Below are 23,438 nucleotides of genomic sequence, written 5' to 3' on the forward strand. Positions count from 1 at the left end.
TATGAAATTGCTGAAATTCAACTTTGTCTTTCTTCCGCTCCTCGCCCTCGTGCTCGGCGGTGTGGCCTATGTCTCGCGGGACCTCATTGAGGCCAACGCCCGCGCTCAGGTGCTGGAAGTCGCGCGGCTCATCATGGCCACGGCGAATTCGAGCCGCCTCTACACCACGAAGCAGGTCGCGCCGCTGCTCGGCCACAAAAACTTCAAGCTGCAGACGGCGATCAGCGAATTCCAAAAGACGCTGAACGATCTGCCCCGGGAAGTGGATGCGAGCATCCCCAAGGACGTGCATTACAACAGCGCGAAGAAGGCATACCTGCTCGGCCAGCAAAAGGTGCTCGATGCGCAGAAGGAACTCGTGGATTCGGTGAAGAACAAACCCGAGGATTTGCTCGATGAGGAGTTTCACCCGGAATCCGTGCCAGCCTTCGCGGCCACGACGATCTTTCACAATCTGCCCGAAGATCCGTATCGAAATTATTCCTATAAGGAAGCCACGCTCAACCCGACGAACCCGGAGCACCGTTGCACCGACTGGGAAGCGGACATCGTGAATAACTTTCGGAAGAATCGCGATCAACCGGAGTATCGCGGCTCGCGCGCCACGGCCGATGGCGCGGCGCTCATTCTCGCCCGGCCGTTGAAGGTTGGCAATGTGAGCTGTCTCACCTGCCACAGCACGCCGGACAAGGCCCCGCCCGAGATGCTCAAGGTCTATGGCTCGGCCAACGGCTTCGGCTGGAAGCTGGATGACATCATCGGCGCGCAAGTGGTGACCGTGCCGCTGTCCGTGGCGGTGAAGGATGCCGACCGGACGTGGAATCAGCTCACCAACTGGCTGGGCTTCGCGTTCCTCGGGATTGCCATCGTCGGTAACGTTGCCATGGCCTTCGTTTTCTGGCGCCGGGGCTGAGGGCTTTTTATCGCTTTACTCCGCCACGCCGATGATCGGTCCCAAATCCATGTGGAAGTCGTGTCGGTTGAGCGTTTTCGAGTAGAGGCTCGAGATCGTGCCGTCGAGAAAGAGGGCATTCGGGCAGTGCAATTGGTCGCGGAAGAGCGTGGCAAATTCGTAGAAGTTCACCGGCACCTCGCTGATCACGAAAATTGCCGTGTCCGGCGAAGGCACACCGACGCCATTGCGGATGAGGCGCGATTCGGACTCGGCGCGAATGGCGGGATGCAGCTTCCCGGAGTGCACCAGCAGTGGGCCGGATTGCGTGGCGAGGATCACCCGGCCGCCGAGCTTGGGATATTCCGAGGATTCGACCACGTGCGCGCCACTTTCGGTGAGAGCGAAAACGCCATTGGGCTTGAGGAAGAAGTTGCCGTTGCCATTGGCGGTATTGAGCGGCACGAGTTCCCGCCCGCCGGAGACAAAAAGACCGACGGCGGAAAAGTCCGGATGATACATGCCGGCATTCATCGCGAAGACGAGTGTCCGATGCTGCGGCTCGAGCCATGCGAGGAGGTGATCGAAACGTTTGAAGGGCTCGCCGTGCTCGTCACGATGAAAGAGATCGAGATGCTCCTTGCGCACATCGACGCGGCAGACAGTGAAGGTCTTGCCGGCGAATTCGACGGTGCTGAATTCCACCGCCTCTGCGCGATGAACAGCGGTAGCGATGGCCAGGATCGCTATTGCCCACCAGACCTTCATCCAGCCGAGCCTAGGCAGACTTTTGTTGCCCCCCAGTGGACGCCTGCCAGACGGAGGCGATTTCCTGCGGCGTCAGCACTCCGCAAAAGGGGCTGCAGCGCCGAAGTTCACGGCTCTCGATGGTATCGGAAACCAGGAAATCGGCGATCTCCTCCGGGTTCCAGGCCATGAGGATGAGTTTCCAGCGCCGGAGCATGATTTTCATTTCCGGAGTCGCGGTGCGTTTCCAAATCCGCAGGTTATAGAGCGGGATGCCGAGCAAAGCGGAATCCTCGCGCAATTTCGCCGCGATCAGGACATGCAGCTCCCGCGACAGGATATCGATCCAGTCGGCTTCTCGATGATGAGCGAAGTCGATGAGCTTCTGCGAAATCACACGTAAAGCGTCTCACGGAACCGGGAATTTGCCAAGTCGCGCGATGAGGACCACTTACAGACAGGTGATGGTGCGAAAAGTAAGATTGATGCGTGGGGCGGTGACTTTCTTCGATTTCGGGAGGCTGTGCAGCCAGTGGGTCTGGGTTGTGCCCCGCATGACGAGCAATGCGCCGTGTTCCAGCGTGACCGAGGTCGTCGCGGAGGTGCGCTTGTGCTTGAAGGAAAACTTGCGTTCGGCGCCGAGGGAGAGCGAGGCAATGGCGGCGTCGCGTGCCAGTTCCTTTTCGTCGTCGCTGTGCCACGACATGCCTTCGCTGCCATCGTGGTAAAGATTGAGCAGGCAGGAATTGTAAATCGCGCCGCTGGTTTGCTCGATCAATTGCTTGAGCGCGCGCAATTCGGCATTCCACGGGAGCGCGTGCCGGGTCGTACCGGAATAGGTGTAGCCATACGCGGAGTCGCCGAACCACGCGACTTTTCGTGCGGTCTCGATGCGTTTGCCGAAGATCACAACCTCATCGCTTTTCCACGGGACGTCGGCGAGCAGCGCGGCGAAGTAACGATCGGCGTCTTTCACGCTCAGGATCGGTCCGTAATAATTGACGATGCCGTCGCCGGGCAGGAGGTTGGCGGTTGGATCGGGACCGAAGAGCTCGCTACCTGGAGGCGCGTCGGTATCAGGAAAGGGCGTCATGGAAGATGATGCCGAGGGTGTGGCGCTGGCCGGTGTGCACTTCGCTCACGCCATGCCGCATGCCGGCGCGATAAAATCCGCGCGTGCCTTTCACCGGCCGGAAATTCGTCGTGAAGAGCAGCATGTCGCCGCCGCGTGGACGGAGCACCATGGCCTTCGATTGCGCGCGCGGCGTTTGCTGAATGAGGACAAATTCGCCTCCGGTGTAATCCGCGTCCGGCTCGTTGAGAAAGAGCACCAACTGGATCGGGAAGAAGATATCGCCATACAAATCCTGGTGCATGGTGTTGTGCCCGCCTTCGCCGTAGCGAAGGATCAGCACGGTGGGCTTGTCCTGTCCGGCTTGGTGACACAATGCCTGCAATTCCGCGAGCGCAGCGGGAAAGCGCCGTTCCAGCCCCAGCCATTCCATCCATTGATTCGCGATCGGCGCGAGGTGCGGATAGAGCGTCTCGCGAATGGTCTGCAGGATCTCCGGCAGCGGATAGGTGAAGTATTTGTATTCGCCGAGCCCGAAGCGGTAACGCTCCATGGTGATGGTCTTGCGATAAAGCTGCGGGTCGTCGTAGGCGGCGATCAATTGCCGGCAGGCCTCGGCGGTGAGCACGCCGGGGATATGGGCGTGACCCTTGGCGTGCATGTCTTCGGTGACACGCGGCCAATCGATTTGCGAGAGGGTCTGATGGATGATTGTCATGCCGTCGTAGGGATGCGGATTCATCCTACATACGAACTGAGGTGCCTGCTATCGCGCCTTTCGGTCGACCCGCTACAGAGCTGCCTTATTCGGCGGCTGCCGTGCGTAAACGGCGCACGAAAGCAAAAGCCAGTGCAGCGAAAGTGAGGCCCATCGCCACGATGCTCAACCAGTTGCCGTGCCGCGTGTAGAAAGTGAGGCGCGCGTGCACCGGAACTTGCACCTCGCGCGCGACAAAGCCCTGTTGAAACGGCGGCAGCCACGCATCGACCTGCCCCGAGGGCAGGATCTCCGCGGTCACACCAGTATTGGTGCAGCGAATCAGCGGCCGGCGATTCTCGACCGCGCGGAACATGGCATTGGCGATGTGCTGGTCAGCCGCCGCGGTTTTCGCGAACCAGCCGTCGTTGGTGATGTTCACCAGCATTTGCGCGCCATTCTGCACAAAGTGCCGCGTCAACTCGCCCAGCGTGTCCTCGAAACAGACCAGCGCACCAAGTTCCGTCGGCGGATCGGGTAGATGGAGCAGCGTGTATTCGCGGCCGGGCGTGAAATCGCCGGGCACGAGCGCCCCGAGGAAATGGCCGAAGATCGGGCGCAGCGGCAGGTATTCGCCGAACGGCACGAGATGCATCTTGCGATAGCTTTGTTGCCCGGTGCCGTGGCCGGTGAGGAGCAGCGCCGTGTTGTAGTCCTCCTGTTTGGTGGGATCGAAATCGACACTGCCGAGGAGCAACGAGAAGTCACCCTGCTGGGCGATATCCATGACGAAATGGAAATTCTCCTCGCTGGCAAACATCCCGGCGGGCACGGCGGATTCCGGCCAGACCACGAGTTGGGGCGCCGGTTTGCCGAGGACGGCGAGCTCGGTGAGCTGGCCGATCTGCTCCATCACGCGCTGGTCGGCTTCCCGATCGAATTTGTCCGTCTGCGGAATATTCGGTTGCACGGCGACGACGCGCAGAGGAACGGTCTCCGCCGGCTCCGGATGCAGCAGGCGGCGAATGCCGAATGCGAAGACCAGCGCGATGAGCGCCATGGTGAGGCTGAATTCCCAACGGATGCGCCGCGAGAAATTCGGGCCAAGCTCACCGACGATGCGGCGCACGATGATCACGCCCATGAGATTGGCGAAGGCGACCAGCCACGACAGACCCGGCGTGCCGGTGATCTCCGCGATCTGGATCATGGCGAGATCGTGATGCAGCGCAACGCCGAGCGGGTTCCAGCCGAAGCCGCCGAAGAGCCACTCGCGCATCCATTCGTGGGCGACCCAGGCGCTGGCGCCGAGGGCGCCGAGGGCGAGATTGCGCAGCGAGCGATTGAACGTGCGATCCGGATCGAGCGCCGCGAGAACCTCGCCGAGAAACCATGTCCAAAAGCCAAAGTAGAGGCCCATGTAGAGCGCGAGTAACAGCGGGAGCGTGAGCAGCCACGGATTGCGATAGAGATCGGCCAGCGAACTCAGCCACCAAAATACGCTGGCGAAGAAAATGAAGCCCGCGACATAACCCAGCACCGCGCGCCGCCAGCGGCTCCCCGGTGCGAAGGCGGCGCCGATGAGGGGCATGAGGGCGATCCACGCCATCCAGCCTTGATCGTACGGCGGAAAGCAGAGCGTGAGGAGGACACCGCTGGACACCGCGGCCAGCCAGGGCCAGAGGCGGGAGAATGCGGGATGCGGATTGGGAAGGTCGGATGAAGTCACGCGCAGCAGGAGCGCGAGGTGCTAATCCAAATTTCGCGCGGACGCCAGAAATTCAGCAACTGGCAGACATTCCGCACGACGCCTTCCACCTTCCGCATTTGCCTTATTCGCGGCGCACGCGCTTGCTCTTCGGTTTTTCCGTTTGGGGATTGAGCGCGTCTTTCAGGTCCTTGGCGTAGCCGGAATTGATCCGGAAATAAATCGGACCGAGATCCTCCACGCTGTAGAAACCCGACTTGTCGGCGTCCACGTAACCCATCGCCATGAGTCCCTTGATCGTGTCGATCACCTCCGCCGCCGCGAGATCGATCGAAACCTTCTCGATCAGGTCCCTTCCCATCGTTTCGCTGCTGCTGCTGCCGAGCGCTTTGAGGATGGAAATTTCGCCGCCGTCGAGGTTGATGTCTCTGCTGCTCATGTTTTGGGAAGGGGCAAAAGGGGTAGGGGACGACCAGTATACACCCCGAATCGCCCTTCGCGACCGTTAGTTAGCAAAAAAAGGTGCCTGAATGCGCCGTCAGGCACCTCCATTAGTTACCGAAGACGCTGGTCGACATCCGCCTGCACCCAGGTCCAGAGGCGTTCGAGCGATGCCTTCACCTCGGCCTTGATCGATGCGAGTTCCGCGCTGGTGAATGCCTGGCCGGCCGCCGGTGACCGCCGGGCATACATGTAGAACTTGATCTTCGGCTCGGTGCCGGAAGGACGCACGGCCACGCGCCGGCCGTCGGCGAGGTCGATCATCAGCATCTTTTCCTTCGGAATGGTGTCGCCTTCCACGTCCTTGAAAGTCTCCGTGGCGAAATTGCGCGTGCCAGTCACCGCGCTGCCATCGGCGTTGGCCGGCGGTTGCCCGGCGTAAGATTCCACGAGACGCTGGATCTTCGCCGCGCCATCCGCGCCTTCGAAGGTCAGCGAGCCATTCTTTTCGAGATAGAAGCCGTAGGTCGAATACACCTCGTCGAGCAGATCGACGAGCGTGAGCCCGCGCGATTTCGCATACGCGGCGACTTCAGCGAAGACGACCGTCGCGCCGTTGCCATCCTTGTCGCGCACGAAATCCGCCGCGCTATAGCCGTAGCTTTCCTCGCCGCCGCACACGTAATAGCTGCTGTGCGTGAGGCGCAGGTTGCGCGTCTCGAGCTCGGAGAGGTCGCGATACTTCACACGCTCCGACGCCGGCAGCGCGGCTTCATATTTGCCGAGCTTTTCGCCGATGTATTTGAAACCGGTGAGCGTCTCGACACAGCGCAGCCCGTGCTTTTCCGCGATGGCCTTTTGCAGGTCGGTCGTCACGAGCGTTTTCACGATCACGCAACGGCTGGCGTTGGCCGGGGTGATGACGCCGTTGGCGAGCAGCTTTTGCACGCGATAGTAGGCCATGAGCGAACCGATCTGGTTGCCGGTGAGCAATTCCATCTGGCCGCTGCTGTTGCGTGCGGCCACGCCCATGCGGTCGCAATCCGGATCGGTCGCGATGACGAGATCGGCCGATTCCTTCTCCGCCAGCGCGGTCGCCTGGGCGAGCGCTTCGGCATTCTCGGGGTTTGGCGATTTCACCGTCGGGAAACGGCCATCCTCCACTTCCTGCTCTGCGACGGTGAGGTAACGGAAACCGAGGCGATCGAGCATCGGCTTGATGATGATGCCGCCGGTGCCGTGGATCGAGGTGAAAACGATCTTCAAGCCGCTGCGCGCGGCGTCGGCAACCATCGGGCGATCCAGCACCAGCGTCTCGAGCCGCGCCATGTAGGCATCATCGGCCTCCTTGCCGAGTACGGTGATCTGGCCCTGCTGATCCGCGGCGACCGGTTGATAGACGTCGCTCTCCACGGCATTGACCTTGGCGATGATCCCGCTGGCGTGCGGTTCCACGACCTGCGCGCCGTCGCTGAAGTAAACCTTGTAGCCGTTGTCGTGCGGCGGATTGTGGCTGGCAGTGATGACGATGCCGGCGCTGGCCTTCACCATACGCACGGTGAAGCTGAGCTGCGGCGTGGAGCGCGGCCCGGCGAAAATGAAGACGTCCACGCCATTTTCCGCGGCCACCTTGGCGGTGAGTTCCGTGAAGTCCTTGGAAAAGTGCCGCGTGTCGTGTGCGATGACGATGCTCGGCCGGCCCGGCAGGTTGTTCTTCGCGAACCATTCCTTCGCATACGCGATCAGCCCCTGTGTGGCGCGGCTGATGTTGTAGTAGTTCATCGCGTTCGTGCCTACGCACGGGCGCTGCGGACGGCCGAGCGGCTGCGGTTCGCCCTGCTCGGCGGCGGTCACGATCTTGCCGATGGTCCGTCCACGCAGGCCGCCGGTACCAAAGGCCAGCGTCTTGAAAAAGCGGTCGTTGAGCTCCTCCCACGCGCCCTTTGTGACCAGTTCCTCCACGCTCTGCGCATAGGTTGGCGAACTGCCCCGGGCGAGGAGTTGCTCGATGTTTTTGGCGCTGCTGGCCAAAAGGCTACCGGCGGAAACTGCTTGGGAAAGTCGAAGGCTGAGATCGCTCATGCGGGGAGTTTAACGAGGGCCGTCGAAAGACGGGAAGCCTCATCTTCTTCTCTTAATCGTAATCTTACTCTTAATCTTAATCCCGCTCTCCAGCCGTCAGAGGGATTAAGAGTAAGATTACGATTAAGATTAAGAGCTCCGCCTCCTTGAGCCTTTCCGCTTGAGAGCCAGCGCGAGCGCTTTACACTCCCGCTCCTTTTCCTCATGGCAAAAAAGCGCAAACGCATCGTGATCAAGTTCGGCTCCGGCATCCTGGCGAATGCCCAGGGCACGTCGCTGGACGCGCCCCAGTTTCGCCGGCTCTGTGCGGAAATTGCCGCGCTCGTTGAGGCGGGGCATGAAGTGATCGTCGTCTCGAGCGGCGCCGTTGCCGCGGGGCTCGCGGAACTCGGCCTAAGGGAACGGCCGGAGGATTTGCCTGGTAAACAAGCCTGCGCGGCCATCGGCCAGTCGAAGCTCATGCAGCTCTACGGCAAGATGTTTGTGAAGCACAAGCTGGTCGTCGCCCAGTTGCTTCTCACCTACCGCGACCTCGACAGCCGGGTGAGCCACGCCAATGCGCGCAACACTTTCACCCGCCTTTTCCAGCAGCGAGGTGTGGTCCCGATCGTCAATGAAAACGACTCCGTGGCGGTTGATGAGTTCGGCAAATTTGGCGACAACGACAAGCTCTCGGCCGAAGTCGCCGTGCTGGTCGAGGCGGACATGCTCATCCTCATGACCAGCGTGGATGGCCTGCTCGACGCGAAGGGCGAGACCGTGCGCGCGGTGAAGGACATCGAGAAAGTCTTCGAGCTCGTGAAGCCCGAGAAAGGCAAGTTTTCCGTGGGCGGCATGGCCTCCAAGCTTCAGGCGGTGAAGGTTGCGGTGGAAGCCGGGATCACCACTTATATCGCTGGAGGGCGCTGCCCGGGGCGTATCCCGGAAATCGCCGCCGGCAAGGCCGTTGGCACGCGCTTCGTTGCCAAAGCCCGAACCTTGTAGGAGATTCCCGACTCACATGACGGACCTGAAATCGCAGATCGAAGACTTTGGCCGCCGCGCTCGTGCCGCGGCGCGTGTCCTCGCGCGTACCAGCGCGGAGCAGAAGAATCAAGGCCTGCTGGCCATGGCGGATGAAATCGTCGCCGCGGCGCCGTCGATTCTCGAGGCCAATGCGAAGGACGTCGCCAAGGCCACGGCCGAAGGCCTTTCCAAGGCGATGATCGACCGCCTGACGCTCGATACCAAGCGTCTCGAAGCCATGGCCGACGGCATTCGCCAGGTGGCCGCGCTGCCCGATCCCGTGGGTGAGCAGATCCGCGACTGGACGCGCCCCAATGGCCTGCGCATCTCGAAAGTCCGCGTGCCGATCGGCGTGGTGGGCATCATCTACGAATCCCGTCCGAACGTGACCAGCGACGCCGCCGTGCTTTGTACGAAGACCGGCAACGCCACCATTTTGCGCGGCGGTAGCGAATCGATCCATTCGAATGTCGCCATCGCCGCCGCCCTCAGTCGCGGCGCGGCCAAAGCCGGCCTGCCCGAGGATAGCGTGCTGCTCATCCCCACCACCGATCGCGAAGCGGTGAAGCATCTCTGCGCGATGGACAAGTATCTCGACGTCATCGTGCCGCGCGGCGGCAAGGGGCTCATCGAGACCGTGGTCAGCCACGCGCGCATGCCGGTCATCAAGCACTACGACGGCATCTGCATCATCTACGTCGACAAGGAAGCCGACCTCGCCATGGCGGAGAACATCGTGCTCAACGCCAAGTGCCAGCGCCCCGGTGTGTGCAACGCCATCGAGACGGTGCTCGTGCATCGTGACATCGCGGACCAATTTTTCGCCACCACCGGCAAGGCGCTGCTCGAGCGCAATGTGGAGATTCGCGGCGACGATGCCACGCGCGCCGCGCTCGGCGACAAGGCGAAAGCGGCGACGCCCGAAGATTACCGCACGGAATTTCTCGACCTGATCATCGCCTCGAAAGTCGTGGGCGGCGTGGGCGAGGCGATCGATCACATCGAGCTCAACGGCTCGCATCACAGCGATGGCATCGTCACGGCCAATGAGCAAACCGCCGAACGGTTCCTCGCCGAGGTGGACAGCGCCACAGTGTATTGGAACGCGTCCACGCGTTTCACTGATGGCGGTGAATTCGGCTTCGGCGCGGAGATCGGCATCTCGACTGATAAACTGCACGCGCGCGGGCCGATGGCCCTGGAAGAACTGACCACGTATAAATACCTACTGCGCGGCACCGGGCAGATCCGCAATTAGCCTGCGCAGAGGATAGTCCGTCACTTCGAGGCTGGCCAAACAAGGCGCTACCTGTAGACTGGTTGCCACTCCCCCAGCGCATGAGCCAGCCAGATCCACATCAAGGTTCATTCGATGCTCTTTTGTGGCGGGCGTTGGTCTTCGATCACATTTACGAAGCGCTCGTGGTGACGGCGGAGGATGACACGATTCTCGACTGGAATGCCGGCGCCGAGCGGTCTTTCGGGTGGTCGCGCGGAGAGGTGCTTGGCCAGCCTTTGCACGCGGTGCATCGGCCGATGGCGGCTTCGGGGACGGATGGCACGCTCGGGGCAATCGTGCAGCAAGTGGGCCGGTGGAATGGCACCGTGCAGTTTGTTCGCAAGGACGGCACGGCCGCCATGTGTGAGGTCGTCGGCATTCCACTGCTCGATTCGGATGGAAATACCCGCGGCACCCTTTTCCTGCATGCGGAACCGGTCGCGCCCGAATCCGCCGCGGTGGAGGAGGAACCGATTCTCGAGGCGACCCCGACGACGCTGGCGGTGAACCAGCAATTGCGCGACGAGCGGTTCCTGCTGCGCAAGTTGATCGATGCCGTGCCCGATCCGATTTTCTGCAAGGACCGCGAAGGCCGCTACCTGCTGCGCAACGCCGCGGACCTCAAGATGTTCGAGGTTCCAAATCAAGGGCCGGCGATCGGTCACGATGTTTTCGAATTACCCGGCCTGAAAGCGCACGCGGACATCTATTACGCGGACGACATGGAGGTGGTGAAGACGGGCAAGGCGGTCATCAATCGCGAGGAACCGTTCGAGACCCCGATGGGGGAACGCGGCTGGTTTCTGACCTCGAAGTTTCCGCTGCAGGATGAATCGGGCGAGGTGATCGGACTCGTGGGGATCGCGCGCAACGTCACCGACGTGAAGCGTGCTACCGAGGAGTTGCGCGCCGCCCAGTTGCGCCTCATCGATCACGTGGAGAATTCGCCGCTGGCCGTCGTGGAGTGGGGGCCGGATTTTCGCGTCACGCGTTGGGCTGGGCAGGCGGAGCACATGTTTGGCTGGCGGGCGGATGAAGTCGTGGGCAAGCACCTCGGCGATTGGCCGTTCGTCTATCCGGATGAAATGGAGCGCGTTGGAGAGATCGTGCAGCGCCTGCTCGATGGCACCGACTACCGCAATACCTGCCAGTATCGCAACCTCACCAAGCTCGGGCGCATCCTGCACTGCTCGTGGCAAAACTCCGTGCTGCACGATGTCGCCGGCAAGACGGTCTCCATCCTTTCGCTCGTCCAGGATGTGACGGATCGCGTGCTCGCGGAGCAATTGAACAAGAAAGCGACGACAGAAAAGCAATTGCTCGAACGGAAGCTCCAGGAATCGCAAAAGCTGGAGAGCCTCGGCGTGCTCGCCGGCGGTATTGCTCACGATTTCAACAACCTGCTCACCGGCGTGCTCGGCAACGCCAGCCTGGCGCGCATGGATCTGCCGGAGGATTCGCCGGTGCAGCCGTATCTGCAGCAGATCGAGGCCGCGGCGGCGCGCGCGGCGGATCTGTGCAAGCAGATGCTGGCTTACTCCGGGAAGGGGCGATTCGTCGTCAATCGCCTCGATATCAATGCGCTCATCGAGGACACGACGCGGCTGCTCCAGGTCTCGATCAGCAAACGCGCGGTGATGAAGTTCAACCTCTCGCCCGGCCTGCCCGTGGTGCTGGGCGACGCGACACAATTGCGCCAGGTAGTGATGAATCTGGTGATCAACGCCTCCGAGGCAATCAGCGACAAGAGCGGTTTCATCGGCATCACCACCGGCCTCACGCGGGCCGATCGTGCTTATCTCTCCGGGGCCTTCTTCGCGCGCGATTTGCCGGAGGGCGATTACGTCTCGCTGGAGATCAGCGACAACGGCGGCGGCATGTCGCAGGAAGTACTGGAGAAGATTTTCGATCCGTTTTTCACGACCAAGTTTACGGGCCGCGGTCTGGGTCTCGCCGCCGTGCTCGGCATCGTGCGCGGGCACAATGGTGCGCTGAAAGTCTTCAGCGAAGAAGGGTGGGGGACGACGTTTAAAATCCTGCTGCCGTGCGCCGAGGGTGTGGCCGAGGAACTGACCGCGGCGATGCCGGGGACGGAGGGTTGGACGGGTTCCGGCCGCGTGCTGGTGGTGGATGACGAAGAAACCGTGCGCGTGACTACCGCGCGCATGCTCGAAGCGTGTGGTTTCACCACGAAGCTCGCGGATCACGGGCGGACGGGCGTCGAGGAATTCAGCGCCGATCCCGATGGGTATACGCTCATCATGCTCGACCTCACCATGCCGCACATGGATGGCGACGAAGCGTTCCGGCTCATCCGCGAATTGCGGCCGAGCGCCCGGGTGCTCTTGATGAGCGGCTTCAACGAGCAGGAGGCGATCGCGCGTTTTACCGGCAAAGGGCTGGCGGGGTTCATTCAAAAGCCGTTCACCTTCCCGACGCTGCGCGAGAAATTGCAGGAGATCTTCCCGGCGCAGCCGGCGGCGGTGTAGGGCGCGTGGTTCACGTGCGGGAAGGGGGCGGCGCTGTAGCGGCGGTCTGTGCTCTGTGGAGGGAGAGAGATGGGAGGAAGGAGCTTCTTAATCTTACTCGTAATCTTAATCTTAATCCCTCTGCGCCCGCGTCAGGATTAAGATTACGAGTAAGATTAAGATTAAGACTCAGCCGCAATCTGCAGGCTTGAGCCTCGCCCGCAAACCGCGAACACTCCCGCCCCATGAAATTCCCCTCTCTCGCTAGCGCTGTTGGTGTTCTCGCACTTTTTGCCTCGACTGGTTTGGCGACGGAGGACTTTTACGTCGGCACCTACACGAAATTCTTCGGCAGCAAGGGCATCTACCGTTTTCAATTCGACGAAAAGAGCGGTGCGGTCTCGCCGGGGCAGCTCGCGGTGAAAACGGTGAGTCCTTCGTGGGTCATCATTCACCCGAATCGGCGCTGGGTTTATTCGGTGAACGAGGGGCCGGAGGGGAAGGTAAGCGCATTCCGCATTGCGCCGGACGGTCAGTTGCAACTGCTCAGCCAGCAAAGCGCGAAGGGGGCGGACCCGTGCCATCTTTCGCTGGATCAGACGCATCGCTTCCTCTTCGTTGCGAATTACACCTCCGGTTCCGTTGCGTCCCTGCCCGTGCAGCGCAATGGCGCGCTCGCTCCCGTCGCGAGTTTCCAGCAGCAGCACGGCGGCGGGGTGAATAAGGACCGGCAGGAAGGCCCGCATGCGCACAGTATTTATCCCGGTCCGGCAAACAACTTCATCTATTCCTGCGACCTGGGGAACGACCACATCGAGCGCTACCGCTTCAATGAGGAAAAAGGCACGCTCACGCCAGTCAAGACACCGGCCGCGAAGATCGCGCCGGGCTCTGGTCCGCGGCATCTCGTATTGGACCCGCGTGGTTTCGCCTATCTCGTCAATGAAATGGGTAACACCGTGACGGTGCTCCGCTGGGACAAAGAGGGCGGGACGATGCACACGATCCAGACCGTGCCCACGCTGCCCAAGGACTTCTCGGGACAAAACACCACGGCCGAGATCGCCCTGCATCCGAATGGCCATTTCCTCTACGCCTCCAATCGCGGACACAACAGCATTGCGGTCTTTGCCGTCGGTGAAAACGGCCGCCTCTCGTTCGTCGAGCACGCGTCCACGAAGGGTAAGACCCCGCGCAATTTTGCCTTCGATCCGACCGGTCGCTGGCTGCTCGCCGCGAACCAGGATTCCAACGATATCTTCGTCTACCGCGTGAACAGCTACACCGGCAAACTCACCCCGACCGCCCAGCGTGTCCGCGTCGGCGCCCCGGTGTGCGTGGCGTTCGTGCAGGGGAAATAATCCTCCACAGGCGCGAAGCGCGACTCTTCCTTAATCCTTAATCTTTGATCGTTAATCCTTAATCTCCTCCCGGCCGGAAAAGGATTAAGGATAAAAGAGCACCCTCTTTCCTTACGCCGGCTTGACGTAAATCCCAATCACCGGCCGCGGGTAGGCCGAGGGCGAAACGAAATCGCTCACGAAACCGCTTTCCGTGCGAATCTCGACGTGGCCAGCATCCGGTCCGCCGTAAACGATGACTGCGCCGACCGGAGCCTTGTAAGGGTTCTTGATGGAAAGCTCCTTGAAACCGTAGTTGCGAGTGAGTTCGTCACCGGCTTCACGCGCCCAGGCGCTGGTCGGGCGGCTTTTGATGACATCGGCGGCCACCAGCGCGTCCTTCACGTAGGCCCAGCAATGCCACGTCATGTGCGGATGCGCGCGCTGCCGGGCGATCTGCGCGGCGCGGATCATGCGCGGGTCGTAGTGCAGCCCGTGCGATTTCGGCCCAAACATCCCCTGTTCCCCAGTCGACAGTTCGCGCGTCTTCGATTTGTCCAAGAGCGATTCGTCAGCGGAAGCGACGGCCGCGGTGGAAAGCAAAACGGCCAACAGGATAGGCAGGTGGAATTTCATCATGGATTCGGCGAAGGCGAAGGGCGGACATTAGCCGCAGGTTTCTTCACGTCAAATTAGCAGTGTGCATTCCAAAACCGGGCGGATAAGCCGCCATTTTCGAAGGGAGTAGTCCGTAGAGGCACACTGGTGGAATTATGTAGTGGAAGCGTTACACTCTCTTCACGGCGCTCAGAAGGACCCGCAAAGGCGGCGGCCACGTATTTCACAGAGTCCTTATGACCGAATGATTGTTTGACGCTCCGCGGAGTGCTCGTTTTAGTGTCCTGCGGTTTTTTCCGAATTCGCACTACAAACCACCACCAAGAAAATATGATCAAAATCGGTATTAATGGCTTTGGCCGCATCGGGCGGCTCGTTTTTCGCGCTATTTGCGACCAGGGCCTCCTGGGCAAAGAAATCGAAGTCGTCGCTGTGAACGACCTCGTGCCCGCGGACAATCTCGCTTATCTCGTGAAATATGACTCTACGCAGGGTCGTGCGAAGGAGGAAGTCTACAGCAAAAAATCCAAGCCGGAACTCGCCGAAGACGATATCCTCGTGGTCGACGGACACGAGATCAAGTGCCTCGCGGTGAAAGAAGGCCCGGCCGCGTTGCCCTGGAAGGAACTCGGCGTGGAAATCGTCATTGAATCGACCGGTCTCTTCACCGACGCCGAGAAGGCCAAGGGCCACCTTGCCGCTGGCGCCAAGAAGGTCATCATCAGCGCCCCGGCGAAGAATGAAGACATCACCGTGGTCATGGGCGTGAACCACGAGAAGTATGATGCTTCCAAGCACCACATCATTTCGAACGCCAGCTGCACCACGAACTGCCTCGCGCCGGTCGTGCACGTGCTCCTGAAGGAAGGCTTCGGCGTGGAAGAAGGTCTCATGACCACCGTCCACAGCTACACCGCCACCCAGAAGACCGTGGACGGTCCGTCGAAGAAGGACTGGAAGGGCGGCCGCAGCGCGGCGATCAACATCATCCCATCGACCACCGGCGCCGCCAAGGCCGTGGGTCTGGCGATTCCGGAAGTGAAGGGCAAGCTCACCGGCATGTCCTTCCGCGTGCCGACGCCGACCGTCTCGGTGGTCGACCTCACGGTGAAGACCGTGAAGGAGACCAGCTACGACGAAATCAAGGCCGCGATGAAGAAAGCCAGCGAGACGTATCTGAAGGGCATCCTCGCCTATACCGAAGACGAAGTTGTCTCGAGCGACTTCATCCACGATCCCGCCAGCTCGATCTTCGACGCCGGCAGCGGCATCGCCTTAAACAACCGCTTCTTCAAGCTTGTGAGCTGGTACGACAACGAGTGGGGCTACAGCAATCGCTGCGTGGACCTCGTGAAGTACATCGTCGGCAAGTAACCCGGCCCGCTCCCCAAGAGCAGCTTTTCACGCCCGTCATCGGTTTCTCCGGTGGCGGGCGTGTTGCTTTTAGAGAGGGGGGCGGTCTCTAATCTGGCTATTATCCATTTTGCGTTGCGCCAGGATGGCGATGCAGATGCGCTCCTCAAGAAACTTTCATCAGCATTTCGGCGTCACCGTGGACGAGTAACGCAGTGTGCATCTATTTTCTTTTCCGCCCGATACCTAGAAGATCAAGAAGGTAGAAGGAAAGGCCGCACACGATCCAGCACAGCGGCATGCCGAGCAGCATGCCGAGCAACACACCCGCCCACCATGGGAGCGACGTAAAACGATGCAGCAACGTCATCGTTGCGAAGATTCCAACAATCTGGAGGGGGACCATGACGACGTCCGTAATATCCCATCCTTTACTTTTGGGTCTTGCGTTCATGATCGGGCAATCTGGCTGGGATCATACGGCAGCGTCCCAGAAACTGGCAAGATGCGCGAGTGATGAGGACGGAAGGCGAGAAGTGGAAAGAGCCAGTGCCGGTCGACAGTTTCCGAGTTTGTGTGATGCAAAGGTGATCCCGGGATACGCTGTGGAACACTCGCCGTGGTAGGCCGGCAAAACATGCAAAATCCTTCCCGGCGGCCTTTTCCTCTCGCCCCCGGCAAAGTGCTTGTCTTTTCGCACTGCAAGGCGCTTCATTTCGCCCCTCACTTTTATGGCCAAACTCTCTGTTCGCGATCTCGATCTAGCTGGCAAACGCGTCTTTGTGCGCGTCGACTTTAATGTCCCGCAGGACAAAAAGACCGGCGAAATCACCAACACGGCCCGCATCAGCGCGGCCCTGCCGACCATTCAGTACATTCTCGACCAGGGTGGGTCCGTCGTCCTGGCCAGCCACCTCGGCCGCCCGGGTGGCCAGCGCGTGGAAAAGCTTTCGCTCAAGCCGGTGGCTGACAAGCTCGCCGAACTGCTCGGCAAGCCGGTGAAATTCCTGCCCGACTGCGTCGGCGCGGAAGTGGAAGCGGCGGCCGCGGCGCTCAAGCCCGGTGAAGTGATTCTGCTCGAGAACCTGCGCTTCCACATCGAGGAAGAGGGGAAGGTGAAGCGCGAGGACGGGACGAAGGAAACGGCCGATCCGGCGAAGGTCGCGGCCTTCCGCGCCAGCCTTTCGAAGCTCGGCGATATCTATGTGAATGACGCTTTTGGCACCGCACACCGTGCGCACTCGTCGGTGGTCGGCGTCGATCTGCCGATCAAGGCAGCCGGCTTTCTCATGCAGAAGGAGCTCGAGGCCTTTGCCGCGGTGCTCGACAATCCGCAGCGCCCGGTGCTCGCCATCCTCGGCGGCGCGAAGATCGCGGATAAGATCCCGCTGATCAACAACCTCCTCGACCGGGCCAACGAGATCATCATCGGCGGCGGCATGGCTTTCACCTTCAAGAAGGTGCTCGAAGGCATGGAGATCGGAAACAGCCTCTTCGACCCGAAGGGTGCGGAGATCGCCAGGGAGCTTTTTGACAAGGCGGCCACGAAGGGCGTGAAGATTCATCTGCCCACGGATTTCATCTGCGGCGACAAATTTGGTCCGGATGCCAATACCAAGACGGCGACGGATAAGGAAGGCATTCCCGCGGGCTGGGAAGGCATGGACGGCGGCCCGGCGACCCGCAAGGCGTTCTCCGAGGTGATCGCCCGTGCGAAGACGATCATCTGGAATGGACCTCCCGGGGTATTCGAATTTGAACCGTTCATGGGTGGCACCAAGGCCATGGCCGAGGCCATCGCGGCGGCGACGGCGAAGGGCGCGGTCACCGTGGTCGGAGGTGGCGATACCGCGACCGCGGCGAAGAAGTGCGGGATCATCGACAAGGTCACCCACGCCTCGACCGGCGGCGGCGCCTCGCTCGAACTGCTCGAAGGCAAAACCCTGCCCGGCGTGGCCGCGCTGAACGATAAATAACGCTCTACTGCCATGCGTAAGAAAATCATTGCCGCCAACTGGAAGATGAACCAGACGATCGCCGACGCGGCGTCTTATCTGGACAGTTTCCTCCTCGAAGTCGCCGACGAAAAGCGGATCGACATCGTCATCGTCCCGCCCTTCACCGCGCTTGCTTATGTCTCCGAAAGGCTGAGCAAAGTGCAGCACGTGAAATCCGGGGCGCAGAACATGCATTGGGAAAAGAACGGCGCCTTCACCGGTGAGATCAGCGCGGGGATGATTCGCGAGTTGTTCGCGCGCTATGTCGTGCTCGGTCACAGTGAGCGCCGCACGCTCTTCGGCGAGACCGACGAGATCGTGAACAAGAAGACCAAGGCGGCGATCGCGGCGACGTTGACCCCGATCGTGTGCATTGGTGAGACGCTTGCTGAGCGCGATGCTGGCCAGGTCGAGCAGGTGCTCCACACGCAGCTGACCGGCAGCCTCGCCGGCATTCCGGCGAAGGAGCTCGCTGACGTCGTTCTCGCTTATGAGCCCGTGTGGGCCATCGGCACCGGCCGCACGGCGACTCCCGAACAGGCGCAGGAAGCGCACGCTTACATTCGCAAGGTGCTCGCGGAGATTTCCGATGCGGCGACGGCGGAGAAGGTGCGCATTCAGTACGGCGGCAGCGTGAAGCCCGGCAACACCGGCGCGCTCATGGGCCAGCCGGACATCGACGGCGCGCTCGTCGGTGGCGCCAGCCTGGTTGCCCGGGACTTTGCCGAGATCGTGAAGATCTCGGCGGCGTTGTAGTCGCTAAGATTCAAGTGCTTAGTACTTAGTGCTCAGTTCTTAGTAGAGATCACGCGTTCACGCGTTGCGGTTCTCCTACTAAGCACTTAAGCACTAAAACTCAGCGACCTCGGTGGTCGTGCAACTTCAAAGCCGCACGGTCCGCCCTGTCCTGGCCGACTCGTAGATCGCCAGCACCAACTGCACCGCCCGTCGCGCTTCGCCGCCGGGGATCATCGGTGGCCGGCCTTCGAGAAGGGCGCGACTGAGGTCGCCGACGAGCACGCGGTGGCCGTCCCAGCTCATGCCACGGGGATCGCCGCTGCCGACCTTGAGCGTGCCTTGGGAGAGCTCGGCGCGGATGCTCTCATCCTCGGGTTGAGGATCGGCGAAGACCCAGCGCACCAGTCGGTCATTGATCAATGTCGCTGAGCCGCGGTCGCCGACGATCTCGATCCGCACATCATCGCCCGGCCAGGCAGAGGTTGCCGCTTCGATTACGCCGAGTCCGCCGTGCGCATAGCGCAGGGTGGCGGCGACGGTGTCCTCGGCTTCGATCATCGTGTGAGAAAGTTTGGCAGCGAAGGCGCTGACTTCCTCCGGCAACCCGGCAATCCACTGCAACAGATCCACCGCATGAATGCCTTGATTGATGAGTGCACCACCGCCGTCGAGCTTGTAGGAACCTTTCCACGAGGAGGACGAGTAGTATTCGTCCGAGCGCCACCACTTGATGTAAGCACTGCACGAAACGAGCCGGCCGAAGCGTCCTGTCTCCACGGCCTGCTTCACCGTCTGCGCGGCGCGCTGCAGTCGCATTTGGAAAACACCGGCGAGCGTGCCACCACCGCGTTCGGCAGCAGCGACGATGCGATCGACGGCGTCGAGCGAAACTTCCAATGGCTTCTCACAGAGCACCGCTTTGCCCGCTTCGAGGAAAGGCACGGCGACGTCGGCATGAGCGCCGCTCGGTGTGGCAATCGTGACCGCGCGGATTTCCGGATCGGCAATCAGCGACTCGAGGCTCTCCGCGGAGCGGCAGCCAAACTTCGCGGCGAACGCGTTCCGGTTTTCGGCCGAGCGGGTCCACACGGCGACGAGCCGCGCTTCCGGCGTTTCCTTGATGGCTTGCGCATGCACCTCGGCAATCATGCCGGTGCCGATGACGGCAAAGCCGATCGGAGAAATATTCATTCAGCGTTTACCGTCCAGATGGCTCCAAAAAAGAGCCCGCGAATCACGCAGATGACGCGAATCAAGCCAACTTCATTCGCGTCCATCTGTGTCATTCGCGGGCAAAACCGAAACAAGGCCGACTTAGTTCTCCGTCTTTCAGCGTTCGGCAATCGGGACGACCTTCTTGCCGACCGGGGCGCCGGCGTATTCGCTCAGCGGGCGGAAGAGGCGGTTGTCGCCGTACTGCTCGAGGACGTGCGCCGTCCAGCCGCTCATGCGAGAGATGGCGAAGATCGGGGTGAAGAGATCGGTCGGGACGCCGAGCGAGTAGTAAACCGTGGCCGAGTAGAAATCGACGTTGGCGTTGAGGCCCTTGCGTTCCTTCATGATCGTCGCGATACGCTCGCTCATCTGAATCCACTTCGCATCGCCCAGTTCTTCGCTGAGCTTGATGGCCATGGCCTTGAGGTGCGGGGCGCGCGGGTCGAGTACCTTGTAGACGCGGTGGCCGATGCCCATGATCTTCTTCTTCTGCGCCAGCGCTTCTTCGATCCACGCATCGACTTTGTCGAGCGAGCCGATTTCCTGGAGCATGTGGATGACGCCCTCATTGGCGCCGCCGTGCAGTGGGCCCTTGAGTGCGCCGATTGCGGCGCTGATCGCGGAATACATGTCGCTGAGCGTGGAGGCGACGACGCGGCTGGTGAAAGTGCTGGCATTGAAGCCGTGCTCGGCGTGCAGCACATAAGCAACGTCGAGCGTCTGGGTCGCTTCGGAGCCCGGTTCCTTGCCGGTCATGAGCCACAGGAAGTGCGCGGCTTCGCCGAGGTCCTTGCGAATTGGCGGAAGATCCTGGCCGGTCCGGTAACGATGGAAATAGGCGGCGACGATGCCGATCTGCGCTACGAGCTTGATGGCGATGGCGTGGCTCTCCGGCATGTCGAGATCATGGCGGACCGTGGGGTAGCACCCGAGCATGCTCACCGCGGTGCGCATGATATCGATGGGCGCGGCGGTCTTCGGCGCGCTCGTGATCCAGTCGATCACGCCTTGGGGCAATTCGCGTTCGGCCCGCAGCGCGGTGGTAAGGGCGTCGAGTTCCTTTTGAGTCGGCAGCCGATTGTGCCAGAGGAGGTGGACGATTTCTTCGTAACTGACCTTGCCGGCAAGTTCATTGATGTCGTAGCCGCAGTAGATGAGTTGGCCGACGTCCCCGCGCACGTCTCCGATGCGGGTTTCCGCGGCGATGATCCCTTCAAGCCCTCGTGAAATGACTGCCATAGTGGTGATACGATTTAATTGGTTGGAAAACTGTCACGCTTTGCGTCGGGCAATCGTTGCCGTCCTGCGGACGAAAATAGATTCTCTGCCCCATGCTCCCGCTTCAAGTGCTAACGCGCGAAATCTCAAATTGATCCGATCCAGCGCAGACCGAGTTGCAGCCAGAAAGGAATGGTGAGCAGACCAAGAACGGACGTGAAGAGAACCGAGCGCATGGCCAGCGATGGGTCGCCATTGTAGTGCTTGGCGAGAATGACCGGGATCATCGCGCAAGGCATCGCCGCTTGAATGACGATGACGCGGCGCAACTCGATGGGACAGGGCAGCCAGATGGCGAGCGCGAGCATGAGCACGGGCAGAAGACCAAGGCGTAGCGCGCATGCGCCGATGCTGGTCATGATGCGACCGCCGGCGGAGAGATTGCGCATGTGGTCGGCAAACGTCGCACCGGTCAGGAGCACGCCGAGCGGAATAGCGGTGGCACCGAGTCGGTGAACGGCGTCCATCACCACGGAAGGCATCCACCAACGTGCGCCGGCAAAATGGAGAGCGCCCGCGCCGAGGATGGCGATGAACGGGCCATTGATCACGTGACGCCAGCCGCCGCGATGCACCACGCCGGAGATGACCATGATTCCGATGGTCCACAGGGCGATTTCCACGCCGACATTGTGGATGAAGAGCACCGCGCTCGTGTCCTTGCCGAAACGCGTCTGCGCGATCGGCAACGCGAGATAGCCGTAATTGTAGATGCCGGTGGTAAACGCGAAGGTCCGGCGCGCGCGCGGCTCATGGGCATCGAAGAGCGGCGCGGCAAACCAGCAAATGGCGTAACCGAGAACGACGGTGCCAAAACCGACGACCGGCGCGAGGAGCACGTTGCCGGCTTTCTCCAGCGCGGGATTCCCGAGGACCGTGTCGATGATGAGGCACGGGTAGAGCAGGTTAACGATGACCCGCAGCAGCGTCGCATCCGCCTCTTCGTTCAGCCAACCAATGCGCCGGATGATCCAACCCGCCGCAATGATGATGAAGACCGGGGCGACGGCGCCAAGGAGAGGAAGATATTCGGACACGAATCGAGTGCTGGATACTGCAGAATGCGGCGACCGCGATCAATCCAGATGGATCGCGGTTCGTCGCTCAGGATAGGGCGTTTGAGCTTAAGATTCGGGAGAAGCCGGATGCTCTTCGGAAGGCGTCTCCTTTTTCTTCTTCTTGTTCTTGCTCTGGCCGAGCACGGGGAACTCTTTGGTGAGGAAAGAGATCTCGAGTTCAGTCAGACCGTAAGGAATCGTGATGACGCCATCGCTGATTTGCTTGTCGATGACCATATCGATGACCTTGCGCGTGTGCTTCTGGGTGCTGAGCATCGCGACTACGGAGCTGCCCCGCCGGGAACCGCTGAACGTGTCGAGGCTGATCCGCCCGTCTTCATCGAGCTTGAATGAGCAACCCCAGGTGCCGTTGGCGGCTTGGAAAGGGTAGATCGCGCGAATCATGCGCTCGTTGATGACCGGAATCTTTTCGATGAAGGCGTCGCGTGGCGGATTCTCAAGATGGACCGGACTGGAGAAAGTCTCGGTGTCCTGACGATTGCCCTCCACGTAAAAGCGGATGGCCACGGGAGGCTTGCCGCCCATGCCCAAGGTGAAGAGGCCGAGCAAAACGCACAGGAGAGAGGTCTTCATTTTCGTCGACGAGGAAAGGGTGGGGGCAAGGGAAGCCATTTGCCAACCATGCAGCGTCCAGCTAAAGGAGGGCGATGAAATTCCGCGTCTCGATCCTCCTTCTCTCTACGGCTTTGCCTTTGGCCCTCCTTGCTGCGGATGATCGTCCGGCCGTCACGCCCACGCCGACGCCGAAGCCGACCATCCTGAAACGCTGGATGAAGACCTTTGGCCTGGCGAAGGATCAGCTCCCAAATACGAGCGCAACGGGATTCATGGGGCTGGATATGGGAGTAGTGGCCGAGCCGGCCCACGTCGTCCTGCCCGAGACCAAGCAGGTGAAGGTGACCGTGACGCTGGCCAACGAGGGGAGAAAGATCAGGCAGCTCGAGTTCCCGACCTCACAGCGGATCGAGGTGCTGGTGAAATCGAAGGAGGGCAAGACCATCGAGCAGTGGTCGGAAGATCAGGCTTTCAACAACGAGCCGACGGTGGTGACGATCAATCCCCAGGAGCGGCTGGAATACAAGGCCACGATCCAGACCCGTGACATGGTGGTGGGCCAGACCTACACGATCGAGGCGTTCTTCCCGAATTTTGAGCAGTTGCGGAAATCGGTGACGATCACGGCCAGCAATACGCTTCCGGCCGCTACCCCGGATCCCAAAACTGGCATCATGCCGGCGGCGACACCCGCGGGCAAACATAAGAAGCTGTAGGTCGGAGTGCGTCTCCGCATCGGAGCCGGCGGGAGTGCTCCGTTGGCGCCGCAGCGGGAGGGCCTCATGCGGCACCTCCAGCTGCGCATCAGGCAGCGGTTACGATTTACCCTGCGCGAGGTGTGCCGCGACAGCGTTTCGGAGTGCGGCGCCGCTGC

The 23,438-nt window shown here is 61.1% G+C and carries 22 protein-coding genes; 9 read left to right on the plus strand and 13 right to left on the minus strand.

Translation table 11 applies throughout. The features are described from left to right. The first annotated feature begins 1 nt into the window (after position 1). The gene (locus CFE428DRAFT_RS09010; RefSeq protein WP_006979201.1) at positions 2–913 is read left to right on the plus strand and encodes a Tll0287-like domain-containing protein; all 912 of its coding nucleotides are present in this window, start codon (positions 2–4) and stop codon (positions 911–913) included. 15 nt (positions 914–928) lie between these two features. Here CFE428DRAFT_RS09010 and CFE428DRAFT_RS09015 read toward each other — a convergent pair whose 3' ends face one another. The 7 genes from CFE428DRAFT_RS09015 to CFE428DRAFT_RS09045 form a co-directional block, all read right to left on the minus strand. Continuing rightward, a complete protein-coding gene (locus CFE428DRAFT_RS09015; RefSeq protein ID WP_006979202.1) occupies positions 929–1,660 on the minus strand; it encodes a phosphodiester glycosidase family protein in 732 nt (243 codons plus the stop codon). A gap of 10 nt (positions 1,661–1,670) precedes the next feature. Then, on the minus strand, positions 1,671–2,036 hold the full coding sequence (locus CFE428DRAFT_RS09020) for a hypothetical protein (protein WP_006979203.1): 366 nt from the start codon (positions 2,034–2,036) through the stop codon (positions 1,671–1,673). Positions 2,037–2,090: 54 nt separating this feature from the next. Beyond that, the gene (locus CFE428DRAFT_RS09025; protein WP_006979204.1) at positions 2,091–2,732 is read right to left on the minus strand and encodes an alpha-ketoglutarate-dependent dioxygenase AlkB family protein; all 642 of its coding nucleotides are present in this window, start codon (positions 2,730–2,732) and stop codon (positions 2,091–2,093) included. After that, positions 2,716–3,453: a 2OG-Fe(II) oxygenase gene (locus CFE428DRAFT_RS09030; RefSeq protein ID WP_006979205.1), complete on the minus strand. Its 738-nt coding sequence runs from the start codon at positions 3,451–3,453 to the stop codon at positions 2,716–2,718. Before CFE428DRAFT_RS09030 ends, CFE428DRAFT_RS09025 begins: the two co-directional genes overlap by 17 nt. Positions 3,454–3,514: 61 nt before the next feature. Then, on the minus strand, positions 3,515–5,137 hold the full coding sequence (gene lnt, locus CFE428DRAFT_RS09035; protein WP_006979206.1) for an apolipoprotein N-acyltransferase: 1,623 nt from the start codon (positions 5,135–5,137) through the stop codon (positions 3,515–3,517). A 103-nt stretch (positions 5,138–5,240) separates the two neighbouring features. Further along, complete coding sequence (locus CFE428DRAFT_RS09040) at positions 5,241–5,555, minus strand: hypothetical protein (protein ID WP_006979208.1); 315 nt, start codon at positions 5,553–5,555, stop codon at positions 5,241–5,243. A gap of 116 nt (positions 5,556–5,671) precedes the next feature. Further along, positions 5,672–7,639, minus strand: coding sequence for a phospho-sugar mutase (locus CFE428DRAFT_RS09045; protein WP_006979209.1), 1,968 nt, complete (start codon positions 7,637–7,639; stop codon positions 5,672–5,674). A 204-nt stretch (positions 7,640–7,843) separates the two neighbouring features. Here CFE428DRAFT_RS09045 and proB point away from each other — a divergent pair, with 204 nt between their 5' ends. The 4 genes from proB (at position 7,844) to CFE428DRAFT_RS09065 (ending at position 13,752) form a co-directional block, all read left to right on the plus strand. Continuing rightward, complete coding sequence (gene proB, locus CFE428DRAFT_RS09050) at positions 7,844–8,623, plus strand: glutamate 5-kinase (protein ID WP_006979210.1); 780 nt, start codon at positions 7,844–7,846, stop codon at positions 8,621–8,623. A 16-nt stretch (positions 8,624–8,639) separates the two neighbouring features. Further along, positions 8,640–9,902: a glutamate-5-semialdehyde dehydrogenase gene (locus CFE428DRAFT_RS09055; RefSeq protein ID WP_006979211.1), complete on the plus strand. Its 1,263-nt coding sequence runs from the start codon at positions 8,640–8,642 to the stop codon at positions 9,900–9,902. A gap of 80 nt (positions 9,903–9,982) precedes the next feature. Then, on the plus strand, positions 9,983–12,412 hold the full coding sequence (locus CFE428DRAFT_RS09060) for a hybrid sensor histidine kinase/response regulator (protein WP_006979212.1): 2,430 nt from the start codon (positions 9,983–9,985) through the stop codon (positions 12,410–12,412). A gap of 224 nt (positions 12,413–12,636) precedes the next feature. Further along, a complete protein-coding gene (locus tag CFE428DRAFT_RS09065; protein ID WP_006979213.1) occupies positions 12,637–13,752 on the plus strand; it encodes a lactonase family protein in 1,116 nt (371 codons plus the stop codon). A gap of 111 nt (positions 13,753–13,863) precedes the next feature. Here CFE428DRAFT_RS09065 and CFE428DRAFT_RS09070 read toward each other — a convergent pair whose 3' ends face one another. Further along, entirely contained in the window at positions 13,864–14,370 is a 507-nt protein-coding gene (locus tag CFE428DRAFT_RS09070; RefSeq protein WP_006979214.1) for a hypothetical protein, read from the minus strand. A gap of 309 nt (positions 14,371–14,679) precedes the next feature. Between CFE428DRAFT_RS09070 and gap the strand changes: the two genes are divergently transcribed. After that, positions 14,680–15,723, plus strand: a complete 1,044-nt coding sequence (gap, locus tag CFE428DRAFT_RS09075) for a type I glyceraldehyde-3-phosphate dehydrogenase (protein ID WP_006979215.1) — start codon at positions 14,680–14,682, stop codon at positions 15,721–15,723. Positions 15,724–15,925: 202 nt separating this feature from the next. On the opposite strand, the gene CFE428DRAFT_RS09080 is transcribed toward gap, so the two are convergent. Further along, entirely contained in the window at positions 15,926–16,156 is a 231-nt protein-coding gene (locus CFE428DRAFT_RS09080; RefSeq protein WP_006979216.1) for a hypothetical protein, read from the minus strand. Positions 16,157–16,433: 277 nt separating this feature from the next. Between CFE428DRAFT_RS09080 and pgk the strand changes: the two genes are divergently transcribed. Next, complete coding sequence (gene pgk, locus CFE428DRAFT_RS09085) at positions 16,434–17,678, plus strand: phosphoglycerate kinase (RefSeq protein WP_006979217.1); 1,245 nt, start codon at positions 16,434–16,436, stop codon at positions 17,676–17,678. Positions 17,679–17,690: 12 nt separating this feature from the next. Further along, positions 17,691–18,455 carry a triose-phosphate isomerase gene (tpiA, locus tag CFE428DRAFT_RS09090; RefSeq protein ID WP_006979218.1) on the plus strand — a complete coding sequence of 255 codons (765 nt, stop codon included), beginning with the start codon at positions 17,691–17,693 and terminating at the stop codon, positions 18,453–18,455. A 126-nt stretch (positions 18,456–18,581) separates the two neighbouring features. Here tpiA and CFE428DRAFT_RS09095 read toward each other — a convergent pair whose 3' ends face one another. From CFE428DRAFT_RS09095 to CFE428DRAFT_RS09110, 4 genes are all read right to left on the minus strand, one after another. Then, complete coding sequence (locus CFE428DRAFT_RS09095; RefSeq protein WP_006979219.1) at positions 18,582–19,628, minus strand: Gfo/Idh/MocA family protein; 1,047 nt, start codon at positions 19,626–19,628, stop codon at positions 18,582–18,584. Positions 19,629–19,766: 138 nt separating this feature from the next. Further along, positions 19,767–20,891 (minus strand): citrate synthase, encoded by a 1,125-nt coding sequence (locus CFE428DRAFT_RS09100; RefSeq protein ID WP_006979221.1) that lies wholly within the window; start codon positions 20,889–20,891, stop codon positions 19,767–19,769. A 125-nt stretch (positions 20,892–21,016) separates the two neighbouring features. After that, positions 21,017–21,967: an AEC family transporter gene (locus CFE428DRAFT_RS09105; RefSeq protein WP_006979222.1), complete on the minus strand. Its 951-nt coding sequence runs from the start codon at positions 21,965–21,967 to the stop codon at positions 21,017–21,019. 87 nt (positions 21,968–22,054) lie between these two features. After that, entirely contained in the window at positions 22,055–22,582 is a 528-nt protein-coding gene (locus CFE428DRAFT_RS09110) for a hypothetical protein (protein ID WP_006979223.1), read from the minus strand. Between the two features lie 74 nt (positions 22,583–22,656). Between CFE428DRAFT_RS09110 and CFE428DRAFT_RS09115 the strand changes: the two genes are divergently transcribed. Continuing rightward, on the plus strand, positions 22,657–23,280 hold the full coding sequence (locus CFE428DRAFT_RS09115; RefSeq protein WP_006979224.1) for a BsuPI-related putative proteinase inhibitor: 624 nt from the start codon (positions 22,657–22,659) through the stop codon (positions 23,278–23,280). Positions 23,281–23,438: the final 158 nt, after the last annotated feature.

The sequence above is a fragment of the Chthoniobacter flavus Ellin428 genome, assembly GCF_000173075.1.
Taxonomy (GTDB): domain Bacteria; phylum Verrucomicrobiota; class Verrucomicrobiia; order Chthoniobacterales; family Chthoniobacteraceae; genus Chthoniobacter; species Chthoniobacter flavus.

What these genes read in the sequence shown, in the direction of transcription:
- CFE428DRAFT_RS09100 (WP_006979221.1), bottom strand. Translation starts at nt 20,891, where the DNA reads ATGGCAGTCATTTCACGAGGGCTTGAAGGGATCATCGCCGCGGAAACC.
- CFE428DRAFT_RS09065 (WP_006979213.1), top strand. Translation starts at nt 12,637, where the DNA reads ATGAAATTCCCCTCTCTCGCTAGCGCTGTTGGTGTTCTCGCACTTTTT.
- CFE428DRAFT_RS09045 (WP_006979209.1), bottom strand. Translation starts at nt 7,639, where the DNA reads ATGAGCGATCTCAGCCTTCGACTTTCCCAAGCAGTTTCCGCCGGTAGC.
- proB (WP_006979210.1), top strand. Translation starts at nt 7,844, where the DNA reads ATGGCAAAAAAGCGCAAACGCATCGTGATCAAGTTCGGCTCCGGCATC.
- CFE428DRAFT_RS09025 (WP_006979204.1), bottom strand. Translation starts at nt 2,732, where the DNA reads ATGACGCCCTTTCCTGATACCGACGCGCCTCCAGGTAGCGAGCTCTTC.
- CFE428DRAFT_RS09110 (WP_006979223.1), bottom strand. Translation starts at nt 22,582, where the DNA reads ATGAAGACCTCTCTCCTGTGCGTTTTGCTCGGCCTCTTCACCTTGGGC.
- CFE428DRAFT_RS09115 (WP_006979224.1), top strand. Translation starts at nt 22,657, where the DNA reads ATGAAATTCCGCGTCTCGATCCTCCTTCTCTCTACGGCTTTGCCTTTG.
- CFE428DRAFT_RS09080 (WP_006979216.1), bottom strand. Translation starts at nt 16,156, where the DNA reads ATGAACGCAAGACCCAAAAGTAAAGGATGGGATATTACGGACGTCGTC.
- CFE428DRAFT_RS09070 (WP_006979214.1), bottom strand. Translation starts at nt 14,370, where the DNA reads ATGATGAAATTCCACCTGCCTATCCTGTTGGCCGTTTTGCTTTCCACC.
- CFE428DRAFT_RS09030 (WP_006979205.1), bottom strand. Translation starts at nt 3,453, where the DNA reads ATGAATCCGCATCCCTACGACGGCATGACAATCATCCATCAGACCCTC.
- CFE428DRAFT_RS09095 (WP_006979219.1), bottom strand. Translation starts at nt 19,628, where the DNA reads ATGAATATTTCTCCGATCGGCTTTGCCGTCATCGGCACCGGCATGATT.
- pgk (WP_006979217.1), top strand. Translation starts at nt 16,434, where the DNA reads ATGGCCAAACTCTCTGTTCGCGATCTCGATCTAGCTGGCAAACGCGTC.
- CFE428DRAFT_RS09060 (WP_006979212.1), top strand. Translation starts at nt 9,983, where the DNA reads ATGAGCCAGCCAGATCCACATCAAGGTTCATTCGATGCTCTTTTGTGG.
- gap (WP_006979215.1), top strand. Translation starts at nt 14,680, where the DNA reads ATGATCAAAATCGGTATTAATGGCTTTGGCCGCATCGGGCGGCTCGTT.
- CFE428DRAFT_RS09015 (WP_006979202.1), bottom strand. Translation starts at nt 1,660, where the DNA reads ATGAAGGTCTGGTGGGCAATAGCGATCCTGGCCATCGCTACCGCTGTT.
- tpiA (WP_006979218.1), top strand. Translation starts at nt 17,691, where the DNA reads ATGCGTAAGAAAATCATTGCCGCCAACTGGAAGATGAACCAGACGATC.
- CFE428DRAFT_RS09040 (WP_006979208.1), bottom strand. Translation starts at nt 5,555, where the DNA reads ATGAGCAGCAGAGACATCAACCTCGACGGCGGCGAAATTTCCATCCTC.
- CFE428DRAFT_RS09010 (WP_006979201.1), top strand. Translation starts at nt 2, where the DNA reads ATGAAATTGCTGAAATTCAACTTTGTCTTTCTTCCGCTCCTCGCCCTC.
- CFE428DRAFT_RS09055 (WP_006979211.1), top strand. Translation starts at nt 8,640, where the DNA reads ATGACGGACCTGAAATCGCAGATCGAAGACTTTGGCCGCCGCGCTCGT.